This is a genomic window from Paenibacillus sp. J22P51 (genome assembly GCF_059692215.1).
The window spans coordinates 141,064-158,548 of sequence record NZ_JCAUAZ010000013.1 but is presented as its reverse complement, the minus strand read 5'-3'; the positions used below and the strand labels follow the sequence as shown (position 1 = coordinate 158,548).

Sequence of the window (17,485 nt, the reverse complement as noted above, 5' to 3'; positions counted from 1 at the left end):
GGCTTTTCGAATGCGTACTTGACTTGGAGTTAACTCCAGAGAGTAAACTATACATGTTGGAATTATGAGCTACTGGAAAGCGAGGAATAATCAGATGGATTATGTGAAGCTTGGAAATACAGGCTTGGACGTATCGCGGATAAGTCTTGGTTGTATGAGCTTTGGTGTAGCAGAGCGGTGGACTCATCCATGGGTGCTGAATGAAGAGAGCAGTCGTCCTATTATTAAAAAAGCCCTCGAACTTGGTATCAATTTCTTTGATACGGCGAATATCTATTCAGACGGAACAAGCGAGGAGATTGTTGGACGAGCGCTGAAGGATTATGCGAATCGTGATGAGATTGTCATTGCCACTAAGGTTCATTTCCGTATGCATCATGGACCAAATGGGGCTGGTCTTTCCCGAAAGGCTATCATGAGTGAAATCGATAAGAGTCTTAAAAGGTTGGGAACAGATTACGTAGACCTTTATCAAATCCATCGCTGGGATTATAATACGCCGATTGAAGAAACAATGGAAGCCTTGCATGATGTTGTGAAAGCTGGGAAGGCAAGATACATTGGTGCTTCTGCGATGTACGCATGGCAGTTCCTAAAGGCCTTACATGTAGCTGAGAAAAATGGGTGGTCACGATTTGTATCGATGCAGAATCATCTAAACCTCATTTACCGTGAAGAGGAGAGAGAGATGATGCCGCTTTGTAAGGATCAAAAAATCGGCGTCATCCCATACAGTCCGCTGGCATCCGGAAGATTAACACGTGATTGGTCGGAAACAACGCACCGCTCTGAAACCGACCAAGCTCAGAAAATGAAATATGACGCATATGCAAATATGGATCGATTAATTGTAGAGCGCCTTGCAGCAATAGCAGAAAAACGCGGCGTTCCTCGAGCGCAAGTTGCACTTGCTTGGTTGTTGCAGAAAGAACCTGTAGCAGCTCCAATTATCGGTGTTACGAAAATGTCGCATCTTGATGATGCGGTAGCTGCGCTATCGCTTACGTTAACACCTGAAGAAATTACGTCGTTGGAAGAACAGTATGTTCCACATCGAGTAGTTGGTGCAATCTAAATGTTGATCGCTGAAGTAAGTGGGAAATTTGAATTGTCACAGGATACACTGCGCTATTATGAACGAATCGGACTTATTCCACGGGTGAACCGCAATAATAGCGGAATTAGGGACTATACGGAAGAAGACTGCAGATGGGTTGAATTTATCAAATGTATGCGAAGCGTAGGTCTTCCAGTTGAAACTTTGATTGAATATGTTCGACTGTATCAACAGGGTGATGAAACGTTGGAGGCAAGGAAAGAACTCCTAGTCGAGCAGCAGAAACAGCTCCTAACAAGAATGGCGGATATGAAGAAAGTCCTCGAACGACTAGAAAGTAAAATTGATAGATATGACCAGACCATCGACACCGCTCGCCAAATAACTGGATTTTCCCCTGCTAATTTCGCGGAAAAATAGGGGGGAATAAGGACTAACTGTATTTCATACAGTTAGTGTCAACGAATTCTCGCGAATGCGCTCATGTCGGTCGAAATAACTGGGGGTTTTCCAGTTATTGGCGATCGCGAGCCCGAATGCGCGCAAATAGCTGTATGTTATACAGCTATTCTCCCAAAACAAGGCCACCGCTCGTCGCGGCGCCCTCCACAACCCTGTTGCGCCCTCGCTAGCGGCGCACAACAACAAAGAAGCATGCAAGACGTAACCGTCTATGCATGCTTCTTTGTCAATGCTGCTCTATCTACCCGGCAGCAGCTGCTTGATCCAACCGCCGAAGCTCTTCGGATTCCGCGATTGAATGAGTACCACGCCTTCGCCGCGGAAGCGGCAGACGACGCCTTCGCCACTGGTAAGGCTAGAAATCCAGCCTTTAGCGGCTTTTTCAATCGTATACGGCGTATAATCTGGCCAGGCTACTAGATGCCCGTTATCAATCACCACTTCTTGGCCTGGCGCCAAGTTAATGGCATGGATCGCGCCGTAAGAGGAGAGGAACACGGTGCCGCGACCGCTAATTTCTACGATGAAGAAGCCCTCGCCCGACATGAAGCCGCTTGCCAGATTTTGCATCTTCGTGTTCACTTGGATGCCCGACGTGCCGGCAAGGAAGCCGTCTTTTTGGACATAAAGCTTGTATGAGCCATCTAATTCAACGGCTTCAATATCGCCGATAACAGCAGGTGCTAGGAGCACCTCGCCTGATCCACGGTTGGGGCTCAATTCTTGGAAGAAGAAGCTCTCGCCGCTGAGCATCCGCCCAAGGCCTCGCATAATCCCGCCGTCTGCCGTTCCCTTGAGCTCGATATTCGGAGACATAGAGACCATAGCACCAGATTCGGCCTTAATGTTCTCCCCAGCTTCAAGCTGTACGCGCAGCATAGGAAATGCGCCTTTATATAAGATTTCGTGTTTCATCGTAATCCTCCAGTATTTTCATTTTGAAAGGTATGTCCCTACTATTCTACGCCTCTTTGGGCCGAATGGTTGCATCCAAACTGCGATTCATATACACGAATCCAGCACAGATTAGCAAAATACTCATCGTCACAAAGAACACAGAAGTGAAGCCGTACGCAGCTGCCAGATGACTGCCGAGCAAGGGACCAATGAGATTCCCAAGGAACAGTGAAGATGTATTGAACCCATAAGCGGTGCCTTGAATCTCAGGAGCTGCAAGCTTCATGACAAGTGCGTTCAGCGAAGGAATCATCCCGCCGATGAACAGTCCGAGCAGGAACCTGCCGACTAAGAGCATCGTAATATTGGTGGCAAAAGCCTGCGGAATGAAAGCGACTGCCGCCATTGTTAGGGCGATTACCAGCGTCAAGCGCTGACCGATTCGGTCACCTAGTCTACCCAATGTCGGTGCGCCGAACAAATTGGCGATTCCCGTGATCGCGACGATGAGTCCGGCAAAAAAGGCCAAGTGCGCCCCCGTGTATAAGGTTTTGGCATACACGGTTACAATCGGCTCGATACTCATCATTCCGATCTGTGTGATCAGCGATGCGGCAAAGACAGGCAATAAGGGGCGAAACAAGCGCCACTGTGTTCGCTGTCGCGCCTTTTTCGCGGTGGCAGGCTTCCGCTCCTCCTTGATGAACACCATCACGATAATACTGGCACATAGCATGAGCCCTCCAGTGAAGAAGAACACATGGTGGTAACCGAGGAAGCTTGCCAGTAGACCGCCAATTAAGGGGCCGATGAGTGTACCCGCGATAGCTCCGGTTTGCAGCGTGCCGAGCGACTTACCTGAATGTTCTCGCGGTGTCAGCGAGGCTTGCAAAGAAACCGCCATCGAGATGAAGCCGGAGAAGAATCCGTTCAGCAATCTCAGCGATAGCAACTGCCAAGGCGATGTGACAATGCCCATAAGTGCTGTGACGATGGCCATCCCGAACCCGGCGCGCAGCAGCATGATTTTGCGTCCGCGTCGATCGGCAATGGCTCCCCATAATGGCTGGGTCAAAAAGGAAGTGATGAATTGGGCAGCTACGATCCAGCCTGTCCAACGGACAACATCGTCTAGATCGTGAACCCCTAACTCTCCGATGTAGAGAGGTAAGAACGGAAGAACCAGATTCATGCCACACGTAATGGAGAAGTTCGCGCCCCAAAGTATCCATAATGACTTTTTCCAATGCAAGGGGGTTGCCATGATGAGGACTCCTTATCCTTTTTTTCTCAGTATATCATAAATGAAGCTCACCCCAAGCATCTAGGTCCCTTGCGAAAACTGCTGCCGATAGCTGCGAGGCGACATCCCTTCGAGCTTAGTGAAGCTAGCTGCAAAATAAGCAGCCTGCTCAAAGCCAACCTCCTGGGCAATGTGTGCAATGGGCCGCTCCGTTTGCAAGAGCAAGAGCTTGGCCTGTGCCACTCTTAATTTCAAGAGATACGTTATAGGCGAGCAACCGTATTCTTTTTGCATACATCGAGCTATGTATACGGGATGGAAATTGAGCTCATCGCCGAGCTGCTTGGCAGACACAGGTTCACGAAAATGCTGTCTTAAGTAGGAAGCCGCTTTCTCTGCGCAGGCTCTGGAGGCGGATGCGTGATCGGTCTCAGCCGACGCAGACAGCTGGTGCAGGATTTCTTGAAATAACTGTTGCTGGGAAAAACGAACACTGCTCACATGCGCACGAGCCTGAAGCTGCAGAAGCTGATCGAATACCTCGTACATTTTCTCGGGGTGCTGCAGCGTCGTAAATTGTGGAATGCGCATCGTAAATGGTTCAACAGCGAAAGTCTCAACCACGGTTGAAATCGGAGGCGGGTCCTCCAAGGAAATATTTCCCGCAATAGGTTTAATTAGCTCCCATGCGCCGCCAACATGGAAATGAAGCCAATAGGTGTGAGTTAGCTCTGGGCATACCCTTGTCGCGAAATGGTAGCGGTCAGGCCGTAAAATGACGGCTTGTCCTACCCCTACTTCGAATCGCGAATCCTCCTCACCGATATAGAAGCAGCCTGTCGTTGTGATGAGCAGATCAAATACTTGGATGTTGCTGCGACTGGGGTGTTGTCCTCCTTTGGGGATGGAGTTCAATCCGCTCGCGATATAGTGGGGCAGAGGAGGGATCGTGATCTCAAGAAATGCCACGGAAGCCACCTTCTTTCATTCAGAATGAAAAGTTGGAATTGTATAAGTTTCAGTTGCGATGTTGATACATGAAATCAACTATAACAGCTATAATTTGAACTGACTACTAAGTTTCATTTTCATAACAAATAGAGAAGCATACTGGATGGTGGCGTGAACATGACGGCTGAGAAAAATAAGTTTTCTTTATGGTTTCTAGCATGGCCCATATTTGTAGAATTACTGCTGCAGCTGCTCCTGGGGGCTGTTGATACGTTAATGGTAAGCCGTGTCTCGGATGATGCGGTGGCTGTTGTGGGCTTGGCGAATCAAATCTTTCAAGCGGTCATGATTTTATTTATGACAGTGGCAAGCGGTGCAGGTATTTTAATTGCTCAGAAAATCGGGGCGAAACAGCAGGATTCCGCACGAACGGTTGGGATCATGGCCGTCACAATAAGTGGGTTCATTGGCGCCCTATTGAGTGTGATCTTGTATATGGAGGCTGTTCCGCTAGCAAGAATGTTTCATTTAGAAGAACGATTGCTTCCACTTGCTCATACGTATATTTCAATTGTCGGCAGCGGGATGGTGTTGACCGCATTAACGGCCACACTCAGCACAGCGATTCGGAACACTGGAAACACGAAGGGACCGATGATTACTGCGATTGGGATGAATGTTGTCCACGTGGTTTTGAATTACGGATGGATTAATGGCGCGCTCGGATTCCCACAGTTAGGTTTAACGGGTGTTGCGATCTCAACGTTAGTTAGTCGGCTGCTTGCGACTTGTTTGCTTCTATATATGTTTGTATCCGCCTTTGAGCGAAGGATCAGATGGCGTGATCTTGTTGTTTTTAACCGGAAGCTGTTTAGTGAGATTATCAAAATCGGCTGGCCGCTCGGCGTCAATATGTCGTCCTGGGTGCTGTCGCAGCTCGCGATTTATACCTTTTTGGCCACGATGGGCGCTTCGGCTTTGGCAGCTAGAACCTATATGAACACGTTGGAATCCATCTGCTTCATGTTGGGGTACTCGATTGCCTTATCGGCTCAAATCCAGATTGCGCATCTATTTGGATCGGGGCAGACGCAGGCAGCATATAAAGCGGGCTACCGCGGCACATGGATTGGACTCGGCTTAGTCGGGTGCAATAGCATCATTCTTTTGATCATAGGCAAAAGCTTCCTCGGCTTCTTCAGCTCAGACAAAGCGATCATAGAGCTAGCCCTCTCCTGTTTAGTGCTGACGGCTGTGCTTCAACCAGGCAGAATGATCAATATGGGCTTCGGCAATGCATTGAATGCGATTGGCGATACCCGCTTTAATATGGTGATCTCACTGTTCTCGATGTGGGGCGTTGCTGCGGGTCTTTCCTATGTGTTGGGCTTGCATTATGGGTGGGGGCTAGCTGGTATTTATGTTGCAATGATGTGCGATGAATATTTGCGCGGTATTCTCGTGGCCATTCGCTGGCGTCGAAAGAAGTATTTACGTTTGGCGGAAGGACGGACGAAGGGCATGGAAGCAGGCATGGAGGCTGGGCGTAGAAGCGAGGGCGGCGAAGGGAGTGTTCATAGTGCTTAGCCTCAACTATTTTGTGATCAAAAGGTTAGAGGGAGTGGCACCAAAGCCCTCCCCCTGCTGGTGATCTCAAGCCCTCCCCTGTTAGTGATCTCAAGTGGCACCAAAGCCCTCCCCCTACTGGTGATCTCAAGTTGTAGGCTTATTGTGGTCACCAAAGCCACCAAACATTCTACCTCCCCATTGGATAAATCCAATGTATACGCTTATAAGTCGCCAAAAATAGGGATTTAATTGGACAAATCCAGTGAAATCGAGCAATTTAGGTCTTTTTAGTCTGATTTGAGGTCACTCTACTGTATTAATCCATTGTAGAAGTGATTTCTTGCTCAAATAGAAGAAATTCACTGTATTTATCCAATGAGCATGTGGTGTTTCTCACGCACTCACCTCCGGTAAGTCCGAAATCGAATATCCTGGTTGTAGTTGCCGAAGCCTTCCCCATACAGCGTCAATCCACCGACATGCTCAGCATGTTCGGGTACTTCTAACCGTAATGTCCACTCGTTACGGGAAATGGGGAGGTTCTGGATCGTGACCGTGGAGAGTTGCTGTCCATCGAGAAAGGTCCCCTCTTCGGTGATGCGGAGTATCTTCAACCAACCATACTGATTTGTGTAGTCCGACCACCATGACGGGGTAAGCTGGCCGCGGCCATCGCCTGAATCACCAGGACTTGTCCAATAGCCGAGCAGGGTGTCATTCACATAAAAGTGAATATCGGACGGCCAATTGGCTGCGATACCTGGTGCTTCCGAGCCGATTTCGAGCGAGATTTCAATCTCCTCCAAGGTTTGACCAGGCAGCATATAGTTGGGAACACGATATTCGACAAAGCCCTTGGCAAACCAAAGGATTTTGGCATGCATGCGCTCCGGCTCAAAGAAAAAGCGAGGATCGTCGAACTGGCCGATCAAACGCTCGTCTGAGGCCAAACCGCAGGTAGGATGGACTTCAAAGCGAGTATAGTGGCCTACTGGAATAGACACTTCGTTGAACAATCGCTGCTGCTCGCTTGACTGGGGAAGTTGGACATCGATGCGTGAGAGGGCTAATGTGCAAATTTTATGCGTGCCGCCTTGTTTGCGAACGAGCTTCGTATGAATGAGTCCGCCTGTCTCCAGCTTTTTGACATGCATGGTCACGATGGCACTGCTCAGCGAAAGCCGCCTAGCCAAATCCTTCACATTCATTTCTTCTTCAGCTAATAATTCCAATATGTTAAGCCGCACATCGCTAGCCAGCGCTTCATACAAAGGCAGCCATTTGCGGTCTGTTGTCGTGTGAATCATGCCTATCAACTCCAGTTTAGTAGTGGTCCGATTAATATAAATGTGAATGCATCAAAAACGGGTGAAAGGTCTTGATCTTCATCTTTTTTTATTGTTTAATATGAGCTATACATAATAATTATATTAACTAATTTATATTTTTATTAATTATATAATGAGGTGAGCTTAATGTCCATGAAGGCTAGCATGATTATTGACAAGGATTTCAAAATAGGAGAAGTGGATCCGCGTTTGTATGGTTCCTTTATTGAGCATTTGGGACGTGCAGTGTATGGCGGGATCTATGAGCCTGGACATCCGCAGGCCGATGAGCAAGGTTTTCGGGGAGATGTACTGGAGTTAGTCAAAAGCCTGAATGTGCCGATTGTACGTTATCCCGGAGGGAACTTTGTTTCCGGCTACAAGTGGGAGGACGGCATCGGACCTGTAAATCAGCGCAAAAAGCGCCTTGATCTCGCTTGGAGAACAATTGAACCGAATCTGATTGGGCTCAATGAATTTATGGACTGGTGTCGCAAAGCGAACACGGATGCGATGATGGCTGTGAATCTGGGAACTCGCGGACCCGATGAGGCAAGGGACATTATTGAATACGCCAACATCGCGGGAGGCTCCTACTGGAGCGATTTGCGAATCTCTCATGGGTACCGTGAGCCGCATAATATCAAAACCTGGTGCTTAGGCAACGAAATGGACGGCCCTTGGCAAATAGGCAGTAAAGTCGCCGTTGAATATGGCCGTATTGCCTGCGAGACAGCGAAAGTGATGAAATGGGTCGACCCTTCGATCGAGCTTGTCGCTTGCGGCAGCTCAACCTTGAAAATGCCTACGTTCCCAGATTGGGAAGCGACTGTTCTCGAACATACTTACGATCATGTTGATTATATTTCACTCCATCAATATTACGGCAATCGGGAGCAAGATTCTGCGAATTTCTTGGCACAATCGTTAGGCATGGATCGATTCATCCATACGGTGATCGCTACGGCCGACTTCGTGCAAGCGAAAAAGCGCGGTAAGAAGAAAATCAATCTTTCCTTCGATGAATGGAATGTGTGGTACCACTCGCACGATGCGGATCGAAAGATCGAGCCTTGGTCCATCGCTCCGCCTCAACTAGAGGACATCTACAACCATGAAGATGCTCTTCTGGTAGGCTGTATGTTGATTTCCATGCTCAAACGTGCGGATCGTGTCAAAATGGCATGCTTAGCGCAACTGGTTAACGTTATCGCTCCGATCATGACCGCTAATGGTGGCGCGGCTTGGAAGCAAACGATTTACTATCCTTATTTGCATGCAAGTGTGTTTGGCCGTGGAACAGTCCTCGTACCGCTTATTAAGTCACCGAAGTATGATGCAAAGGACTATACGGATGTACCTTATCTCGAAGCCGTTGCCGTACATAATGAAGAAACATCAGAACTGACCATTTTTGCAGTGAATCGCCATCTGTCGGAAGCACTCCCACTAGAGATGGATCTTCGCAGCTTCGTTGGCTTCCAAATCAAAGAGCACATCGTATTGGAGCATGAGGATCTCAAGGCATCCAATACCTTAGAAGTGCCAGACCGGGTTAAACCACATTCCGCAGGGAATGCGACCATCACAGCGAATGGGCAAGTGGAAGCCGTCTTAGGGAAGGCATCTTGGAATGTGATCCGCCTTCAATTAGCTTAAAAATACGAAATTATAATTCAAAGGTACACCTATAAAAAGCCGCGTTTTGCCCCATAATAATCATAGGAGAAGCCTCGAGTGTGATTGATAAACGAGGTTACCCATGTGATGGTGCCGCGGCTCTTCTTTATTTTCTAATCCATACTTTGGTATGATGAGAGAAATGAGATTGAAGGAGTTTCGTCGCTATGAAGATGAGAGTAAGTTGGATGCGTGGTTTGCTGCTGGTCGCAGTTATAGGCCTAACAGCATGTGGAGATAAGCCATCGGTGACACCGAGTGCGAGCGTTTCGACTAAAGTAGATGTTCCAAAGCTATATCAGAATTATTGTATCTCCTGTCATGGTAATCAATTACAGGGCGGGCAAGGCCCGAACATCCAAAAAGTGGGAGAGCGCCTCGATGAAGCTGAAATCGTAAAGCGGATACAAAAGGGTGGTGGCGGGATGCCGCCGTTTCAGGTCACCATGAAGGAAGAGGAATTGAAAGCACTTGCAGCTTGGTTGGCCGGATTGAAATGATTGGAATAAGCTGGGAGGCTTAAGGTTCCTTTAAGGTAAGCTACATAATTCCTTCACATTTGACATTTACAATAGGGGCATGAGGAGAGTGATGTAAGATGCACTTGAATTTGAAGCCCCGGAAGCGTCTTTCGAGTAAGAAGAGCTTAAGCCGTCTGGGAGCATCGATTTCACTAGTTTTATTTATGATCGGTTTACCGATCTTGTCTGTCGTTGGTATGGAGTTTCTTGAACGTGGTAATCTACCTGAAACCATACAGTGGATTACAGGTAATCAACCTTTATTTATGCTCAATGTGGGGCTAACCTTTTGTCTGCTGGCCTTCACTTATGCACTCGTAGGATCCTTGGCAATCTCTGGCTCCATCGCGACCTTAATTCTCGGTCTGATGGCAATTATCTCGTATATGAAAGTGAAAATGATCGGGGAGCCGTTCTTCCCTTGGGATATATTGCTTAATAAAGAGAGTATGGATATTGCCTCGTTAGTCACTGGTAAAGCCGCGTTAATCCGGATTATTGCTGTTGCCGCTGCAATTCTCATCGTGCTGGCACTTAGATGGGTGATCCCGCGTGTTACGATACCAGTAATGGCTCGAATCGGTTTAGGGCTTTTTTCGCTCTACGCCTTGTATGCATTTGGGATCAAAACACCGTTAGCAGGTAAAGTATTAGACCACGCGGGTGTGGATGAAATTGTTTGGGATCAAAAGATGAACTATGCGAACAATGGTCTCACACTGGCTTTCACTCTTAACGTGAAAAACTCGATCGTTCAGAAGCCTGACACCTACAGCGAGCAAGCACTGGCTTCGGCTGCAGCGACTATTCAGGAGGCTGCGGTGCAGAAAGATGCAGGCGTTAAAAAAGCGAAAGCCACCCTTGCAGAAGGGAAGAAGCCGAATGTCATTTTCGTCATGAGCGAAGCCTTCTGGGATCCTACCCTGCTCACAAATGTCACATTCAGTGAGGACCCGCTCCCAACGATTCACCGTTTGCAGAAGGAGTCTAGCACGGGTTATTTGCTTTCTCCGCAATATGGCGGTGGTACAAGTAACGTTGAATTTGAAGTGTTGACGGGGAATTCAATGAGTTTCTTGCCAGGCGGATCCATTCCGTACCAGCAATATATTTCGAAGCCAGTTCCAAGCTTGGCGAGTTATTTTGCCGATCAAGGGTACAAAAGCATGGGGATTCACTCTTACGAAGGTTGGTTCTGGGACCGTAACTCGGTGTATAAGGAACTAGGATTTGAATCCTTTAAGAGCAGTGAGCACTTCGAGAATCCGGAAATGAAAGGTTACTTTATCTCTGATGCTGAGGTCGCCAGAAACGTGATGAGCGAAGTGGATAAAACGGAAAATCCGATGTTTATCTACACGGTAACCATGCAAAATCACGGTCCGTATGATGATCCTCGTTATGGGGAAAATAAGATCAAAGCAACAGGTGATCTTTCCGCGCAAGCGAAAAGTATTCTAGAAACGTACACGCAAGGCGCGCATGACGCGGATCAAAGCTTGCAAATGATGATCGATCATTTCAAGGATTCCGATGAACCGACAATGATCGTATTCTATGGTGACCATTTGCCAATGCTAGGCATGGATTATCAGGTGTATAAGGAAGCAGGCTTCATCTCAACAAGCGATGCTAATAAGTGGTCATTGGAAGAAATCAAGAAGATGCACAGCATCCCGCTTGTGACATGGTCCAACTTCGATATGCCGAAGCAGGACGTACCGCTGTTGAGCGATTCATTCTTAGGGGCTCATGTCCTTGATATGCTAAATATGGAAAAACCAGCGAATTTCGCGTTGGATGCCGAGTTGGCGCAGCAAGTGCCAGGTCTGCTTAGTAATTTGATCGTCGATCAAGACGGGCAGCTGCATGCAACTACGCCAGAATCTGCGGCACCCCTCATCGATGATTATAGGAACGTGCAGTACGACATAATGTTCGGTAAGCAGTACTTAGCTGATTACTTGGATCATGATTATTTAACCAAGGGTACGCAAGCAGACTACAATGCCGAGTTTGGCGGCACGGACGCTGCAAAGTCCGAGGCTCAAGGCAGCGAGGACGCGAAGCCGGCAAGTACGCAGTAGAGTGATTTGATCAAAGGCCGTCTCTTCAAGTAGATGATACTTGAGAGGCGGCTTTTTTGATGTTTAGGTGAGGGGTGCCTCAAGCCCACCTGCGCCCCTGCACACTTTTGCCCCCACCCGTCCCCGGCCCCCCGTCCACACCGACGCCCGGCCCCCTGCCCGCACCAATGCCCGCACCGACGCATGGACACCCGCCCGCACTTACGCCCACACCGTCGCTTGGACACCCACCACCGACGCCCGCACCCATTGGATAAATCCATTGTCTTGGTATGAAATGGAACAAAATCATGAGTTTGATTGGATAAATCCAATCAACACTAAAGTATAATCGCTTTCATTGGCGATTTTCAGCTATCTTAGTGGATAAATCCAATGAAACCAGAGATTTCACACTATTTTATGGGTAAACACTGTATTTATCCAATAGAACTGAATCCAGGAATACCGTATTCGCCTACAGGAAGCAGCACCCTGCTCAAATCTTGATTTCACGGCTCACCGCAGCAAATTAACTGGACTTTTTCCAGTTAAACAAAGCCGCAATCTACCCCAGAAATAACTGTTGCCAGCAACAGGGTTATTTTGGTAATATGAGATTCCGTCTCTACGCGGCGACTGCACGACAACGAAACGAAAAGGCTAACCGATCTTGAACGACAAAACAGGAGGTGTTTTATGCTTTTCGCGGTTCTAGCGCGCAAGGCGTACGCAAGAAACTTGCAGTACCGTGGCTCGCATATGCTGCATAACGCAGTAAGCGCGGTGTTCGGCTTTATTTATGCCAGCATCTGGATGGGCTTAGGCAACGACACATCACTTGGCGAGTACGGTGCTCATGGAATCGTGAGCTATATTGCTTTTAACCAAGCGATTCTGTGGATTACACAGTTTACGACGAATGGACTCGGACTCGAGCAAGCGGTTCGGACGGGTCAAATAGCGGTCGATCTAATGCGGCCGGTGCATTTATTTTATCAAGCGATGAGCCGTGAATGGGGCCAAGTGTGGTATCAATTTTTATATAAAAGCATTCCGATTTATGTCCTCTACATTTTCATCTTCTCCTTACAGCTTCCACAGCACGCTTCAGTGTATGGATGGACAGCGCTCTCACTCGTCACGGCCTCCTATATTTCGATCTGTATGAACTACTTAATTGGTGTAGCCGCCCTATGGACGACTGAATCCCGTTGGTTTTACTGGGTCAACTATTCGTTCGCTATGCTGTTATCGGGCTTTTTTATCCCCGTGGAATGGCTGCCAAGCTGGCTCCGGACCATCAGCTCGTACACGCCCTATCCTTATTTACTCTATTACCCGACGCGTGTCTACCTCGAACTTGAACATGGAACTGTTGTGCTCGGCGCTCTTCTTTGGGGCATCGGGTTTACTTGTGTCTGCTTGGCCGTTACTGGGGTGGTTCGCAGGAAACTGGAGGTGCAGGGCGGATGATCTCGATTCGGCTGTTTATGCTGCTCATTAAAGCAAGTTTGCGAAGTCGTATGCAGTATAAGTTCAATTTTGTATTCTCAACGATCATGGCTTCGTTCATTCAAATCTCTGAATTCTTAATGGTGGCGCTGGTGATGATGAAATTTGGTCATATACATGGCTGGACGCTGTACGAGGTGAGCTACTTATATGGGGTGATGATGGTTTCCAAAGCCATTTATCGCACACTTGCCTCCGACGTGCATCATCTCGAAAAGTATCTCGTTTCCGGTGATTTGGATGCGATACTGATTCGACCAGTTCCTGTGCTGCTTGCCCTGATGACACAAAATTCAAGGATTCTCTTTGCTGAAATCGGCCAGGGGCTGATCCTCCTCTTCATTTCGATGAAAGCGCTGCTAGCTAGTGGACAAATTGGATGGAGCGCCATCCCATTGACCGGCTTCATCATCCTCACAGGCGCGGTCATTTTATTCGCGATTGGGCTGGCGACGGCGGCAGCTGGCTTTTGGCTCACACGTATTGAGTCCCTGCAAAATATGACAGAGGACGCCTCCCAAACAGCGGCTCGTTATCCGCTTAGCATTTATCCCAAATGGCTGCAAGGCGCACTGCTAGTACTCGTTCCGGTAGGCTTCGTGAATTATATTCCTGCTCTTTATGTGCTCAGGCATCAAGGTGGGGTAGAGCTGTTGCTAGGCACGTTGGCGGTCTCCATAGCCGTTTTGTGGCTAGCCATGCGATTCTGGAAGCTAGGACTTTCACGTTATCAAAGCACAGGCAGTTAATCACATTTTATAAAAAGGAGGGAAAGTACGCTATGATTACGGTTAGGCATTTACGCAAAACCTTTCAAGCCCCCGTCATCCAAGAAGGGAAGTTCTCGGGGATCCGAACCCTATTCTCCAGACAATATAAAGAGAAAGAAGCCGTGCGTGATGTGAGCTTCGAGATTGAAACCGGCGAGTTCGTCGGGTATATTGGACCTAATGGGGCGGGAAAGTCGACGACGATTAAAATGCTCACAGGCATCCTGCACCCCACCTCTGGTGAGGTTCTGATTCATGGTTGCAGCCCGCAGAAGCAACGGAAGCAGGTAGTTAGGCAGCTTGGTGTTGTTTTTGGGCACCGAAGCCAGCTGTGGTGGGATCTTCCGGTAAAGGATTCCTATGAAATCCTCATTGCGATGTATCGCGTTGAGGAGGCCCAGGCTCGCCGTCGGTTAGGTGAGTTGACGGAGCTGCTCGATTTAAAAGAAATCTTAGATACCCCCGTTCGCAAGCTTTCCCTCGGTCAGCGTATGCGTGCGGATTTGGCGGCTTCGATGCTGCATGATCCGGATATTTTGTTCCTGGATGAGCCTACGATCGGCTTGGATGTCGTTGCCAAACGGAATATTCGGGGGTTCCTGCAAACGTTGAATCGGGATTTCGGGAAGACGATATTGCTCACGACGCACGATATGGACGATATTGAGCAGCTCTGCCCTAGGGTGATCGTCATTAATCATGGGCAAATTGGCTATGATGGTTCCATAGACAAGCTGAGAGAACGCATTGGATTACCAACGATGATGAAGGTATCCTATCACGGTGAAATTCAAGTACCGGAGAGCTGGGACTTGCCTTTCCGTGTGGTAGAACAAGATGCCAATCTCCTGACGATTGCTTGCAATCGGCAAGAGCTGAAAGCGATGGATGTGCTGCGCATTGTGAGTGGCTGGGGCGATATGGACGATGTACATATGGAAGAACCGGAATTTGAAGAAGTCATTCAAAACGTTTACATTTAAAATAAAGAAATCACTTGGGAGTGGACTGAGACCATGGCGATAGGCAATGAAGAACGAGAGAAGGAAGCGCAGCGCGTCTCTGTGGTGCGAGCCAATATTCAGCGGCGCATTATTGAGTTGCGCCAAACGGTGGATGACCGCAGATCGGAAGCGACGGCCATTGGTCGAAGCTTCTGGGACGATATCTCCGTCAACGCAGACAATGACGATGATTTGATTGAAACCGCAGCGAGTATGGCTCAGCAGGAGCATGTGCTGCAAGGGCAAGAACGCAGCTATCGGCTGGCGCAGGATGCACTGCGTAAGCTGGAGCGTGTCGTCGATGCACCGTATTTCAGCCGTATTGATTTTCAAGAGAAGAGCGAACAGGATAGAGAGAAAATCTATATTGGTTTAACGTCTTTTATCGATAGTAAAACCGATGAAATCCTCATCTACGATTGGCGTGCGCCGATCGCCAGCTTGTTCTATGACTATCCGCCAGGCCCGGCGACATATCGGACGCCAGAGATGGATGTCAGCGGCGAGCTCTGGCTCAAGCGTCAATACATCATCAAGGCTGGCGAGCTGCAGGATGTGTTCGATACGGGTATCTCGATCGGTGATGAGATGCTGCAGAAGATGCTTAGCCGCAGTGCGGATGAGAAGATGAGCTCCATCGTTACGACGATACAGCGTGAGCAGAATCAGATCATCCGCGATGATCATCACAAGGTGCTGGTCGTCCAAGGCGCTGCGGGCAGCGGCAAGACGTCCGTTGCGCTGCAGCGCATCGCGTACCTCCTCTACAAGTATCGGACGACGCTTAGCGCCGATAACATGATTCTCTTTTCGCCGAATTCACTGTTCAGCGATTATGTATCACGCGTCCTGCCAGAGCTGGGGGAAGCGACCATGCAGCAAACGACCTTTCAGGATTATTTGACGCATAAGTTAACAGATACGGGGCTGAAGCTGGAGGATCCGTATGATCAGCTGGAGTTTATTTTGACAGGCACGGATCAGGATCCCGGATACGCAGCAAGGTTGCAGAGCATTACCTACAAAACCTCCGAGGCTTTCCTGAGTGTGATTGAAGCTTACGGGGATAAGCTGAAGCAGGGCGGGATCCGATTCGTTGATTTAGCTGTGGGCAAAAAGGTGCTGATCACGGGGGCTGAGCTGAGTGAGCGCTTCTACGGCAAGCCCTCCATTCTTGCTATCGGAGAGCGAATGGAGCAGTTGTCGGAGTGGATACTGGAGAGGCTCGACGTGTTTCAAGCTGATGTGCAGAAGCGGTTCTATCGCAAGCTTGTACGGGAACCGAAGTATATGGGCACAGAGCCTGAGATGAAGAAAATGAGCCGTGTCAAAGCGCACAAAGCCATCACCCCGCTCAGGGAAAAAGCGCAAAAATTAGCCTATGTGGATGTGCTCGGCATGTACGTGGACCTATTTACGGATACGAGCTTACAACAGGAGCTTGTGAAGCTTGCTGGTCAGCCTCTGCCAGAAGCCTGGGCGACGATAAGCGAAATTACAGTGGTAGCGCTCACGCAAGGTCATCTGCGCTACGAGGATGCAACTCCGCTCGTGTATCTCAAGGGGCTTGTCGAGGGCCAGCTGCGCGTGGGCACGATTCGCTATTGTCTTGTCGATGAAGCGCAGGATTATTCACCGTTCCACTATGCGTATTTGAAAAAGCTGTTTCCACGCGCCCGCTTCACACTTCTGGGCGATTGGAATCAAGGGATCTTTACGCACGCGAATGCGAACGTGAGCGAGCTCGTAAGTGCCGGCGCCAGCACAAGCGCCGCACAGCAAGAGCAAGGCTACAGCTCGATTAGCGAGCTGATGGGGGAGGACGAGACGGAGACGATCCGCCTCGTCAAGAGTTACCGCTCGACACGCGAAATCACGGAGTTCGCGTGTCAGGTATTGCCGGGCGGCGAACCGGTGGAACCGTTCAGCCGCAGCGGCGAAGAGCCTCGCTTGCTGCGCGCAGCTAGCGAGCAAGAGCTGATCCGCCTCGTGGCAGAGGCGGCGGCCATGAGGCGCGATGGCGGCGCAAGCTCCGTCGCGATCATTTGCAAGACCGAGCGCGAGACGGAGCGCGCGCACGGACGCTTGAAGCCGCTGCTGCCGGACCTCGCGCGGATCAGCAAAGATACGCTGCACTACGAAGCAGGCGTGATGATCCTGCCGGCGTACCTCGCCAAAGGGCTCGAGTTCGACGCGGTTATTCTCTATGATGCCGGGGCGGCTGTCTACGCGGAGGCGAAGGAACGCAAGCTGTTTTACACGGCATGCACCCGGGCTCTTCATTATCTAGATGTTTGTTATCTAGGTGAATTAACCCCTTTTCTTCCACATAAATAGACATACGTCCATACCCATCCGCCCTGCCTAACATAGAATACATGGAGCAATCAAGATCAGGTTTAGCAGGCGGAAGGGGGAACTA

General features: G+C 49.1%; 14 protein-coding genes. 10 read left to right on the top strand and 4 right to left on the bottom strand.

The annotated features are described in order from the left end of the window. Positions 1 to 94 precede the first annotated feature (94 nt). Both AC58QC_RS23645 and AC58QC_RS23640 read left to right on the top strand, forming a co-directional pair. On the top strand, positions 95 to 1,075 hold the full coding sequence (locus AC58QC_RS23645) for an aldo/keto reductase (RefSeq protein ID WP_497417499.1): 981 nt from the start codon (positions 95 to 97) through the stop codon (positions 1,073 to 1,075). Then, entirely contained in the window at positions 1,076 to 1,477 is a 402-nt protein-coding gene (locus AC58QC_RS23640; RefSeq protein ID WP_497417498.1) for a MerR family transcriptional regulator, read from the top strand. 279 nt (positions 1,478 to 1,756) lie between these two features. Here the strand turns inward: AC58QC_RS23640 and AC58QC_RS23635 are convergent, their stop codons facing one another. From AC58QC_RS23635 to AC58QC_RS23625, 3 genes are read right to left on the bottom strand one after another with little or no spacing between them, the layout of a single operon-like run. After that, on the bottom strand, positions 1,757 to 2,434 hold the full coding sequence (locus AC58QC_RS23635) for a TIGR00266 family protein (RefSeq protein WP_497417497.1): 678 nt from the start codon (positions 2,432 to 2,434) through the stop codon (positions 1,757 to 1,759). 46 nt (positions 2,435 to 2,480) lie between these two features. Then, on the bottom strand, positions 2,481 to 3,680 hold the full coding sequence (locus tag AC58QC_RS23630; RefSeq protein ID WP_497417496.1) for an MFS transporter: 1,200 nt from the start codon (positions 3,678 to 3,680) through the stop codon (positions 2,481 to 2,483). Between the two features lie 60 nt (positions 3,681 to 3,740). Next, positions 3,741 to 4,628: a helix-turn-helix transcriptional regulator gene (locus tag AC58QC_RS23625; RefSeq protein ID WP_497417495.1), complete on the bottom strand. Its 888-nt coding sequence runs from the start codon at positions 4,626 to 4,628 to the stop codon at positions 3,741 to 3,743. A gap of 159 nt (positions 4,629 to 4,787) precedes the next feature. On the opposite strand from AC58QC_RS23625, the gene AC58QC_RS23620 reads away from it, so the two are divergent. Next, the gene (locus tag AC58QC_RS23620; RefSeq protein ID WP_497417494.1) at positions 4,788 to 6,197 is read left to right on the top strand and encodes an MATE family efflux transporter; all 1,410 of its coding nucleotides are present in this window, start codon (positions 4,788 to 4,790) and stop codon (positions 6,195 to 6,197) included. 383 nt (positions 6,198 to 6,580) lie between these two features. On the opposite strand, the gene AC58QC_RS23615 is transcribed toward AC58QC_RS23620, so the two are convergent. Then, on the bottom strand, positions 6,581 to 7,486 hold the full coding sequence (locus AC58QC_RS23615; protein ID WP_497417493.1) for an ArsR/SmtB family transcription factor: 906 nt from the start codon (positions 7,484 to 7,486) through the stop codon (positions 6,581 to 6,583). A 168-nt stretch (positions 7,487 to 7,654) separates the two neighbouring features. On the opposite strand from AC58QC_RS23615, the gene arfA reads away from it, so the two are divergent. The 7 genes from arfA to helD all read left to right on the top strand — a co-directional run bounded on the left by arfA (position 7,655) and on the right by helD (position 17,400). Beyond that, positions 7,655 to 9,166, top strand: a complete 1,512-nt coding sequence (gene arfA, locus AC58QC_RS23610; RefSeq protein WP_497417492.1) for an arabinosylfuranosidase ArfA — start codon at positions 7,655 to 7,657, stop codon at positions 9,164 to 9,166. Between the two features lie 188 nt (positions 9,167 to 9,354). Then, positions 9,355 to 9,687, top strand: coding sequence for a c-type cytochrome (locus AC58QC_RS23605; RefSeq protein ID WP_497417491.1), 333 nt, complete (start codon positions 9,355 to 9,357; stop codon positions 9,685 to 9,687). A 98-nt stretch (positions 9,688 to 9,785) separates the two neighbouring features. Further along, entirely contained in the window at positions 9,786 to 11,795 is a 2,010-nt protein-coding gene (locus tag AC58QC_RS23600) for an LTA synthase family protein (protein ID WP_497417490.1), read from the top strand. Positions 11,796 to 12,473: 678 nt separating this feature from the next. Continuing rightward, entirely contained in the window at positions 12,474 to 13,250 is a 777-nt protein-coding gene (locus tag AC58QC_RS23595) for an ABC transporter permease (protein WP_497417489.1), read from the top strand. Next, positions 13,247 to 14,038, top strand: a complete 792-nt coding sequence (locus AC58QC_RS23590) for an ABC transporter permease (RefSeq protein WP_497417488.1) — start codon at positions 13,247 to 13,249, stop codon at positions 14,036 to 14,038. The genes AC58QC_RS23595 and AC58QC_RS23590 overlap by 4 nt, the downstream gene beginning before the upstream one ends. Positions 14,039 to 14,070: 32 nt before the next feature. Continuing rightward, a complete protein-coding gene (locus tag AC58QC_RS23585) occupies positions 14,071 to 15,042 on the top strand; it encodes an ABC transporter ATP-binding protein (protein ID WP_497417487.1) in 972 nt (323 codons plus the stop codon). A 33-nt stretch (positions 15,043 to 15,075) separates the two neighbouring features. Next, a complete protein-coding gene (gene helD, locus AC58QC_RS23580; RefSeq protein WP_497417486.1) occupies positions 15,076 to 17,400 on the top strand; it encodes an RNA polymerase recycling motor HelD in 2,325 nt (774 codons plus the stop codon). The last annotated feature ends 85 nt before the right edge of the window (positions 17,401 to 17,485 follow it).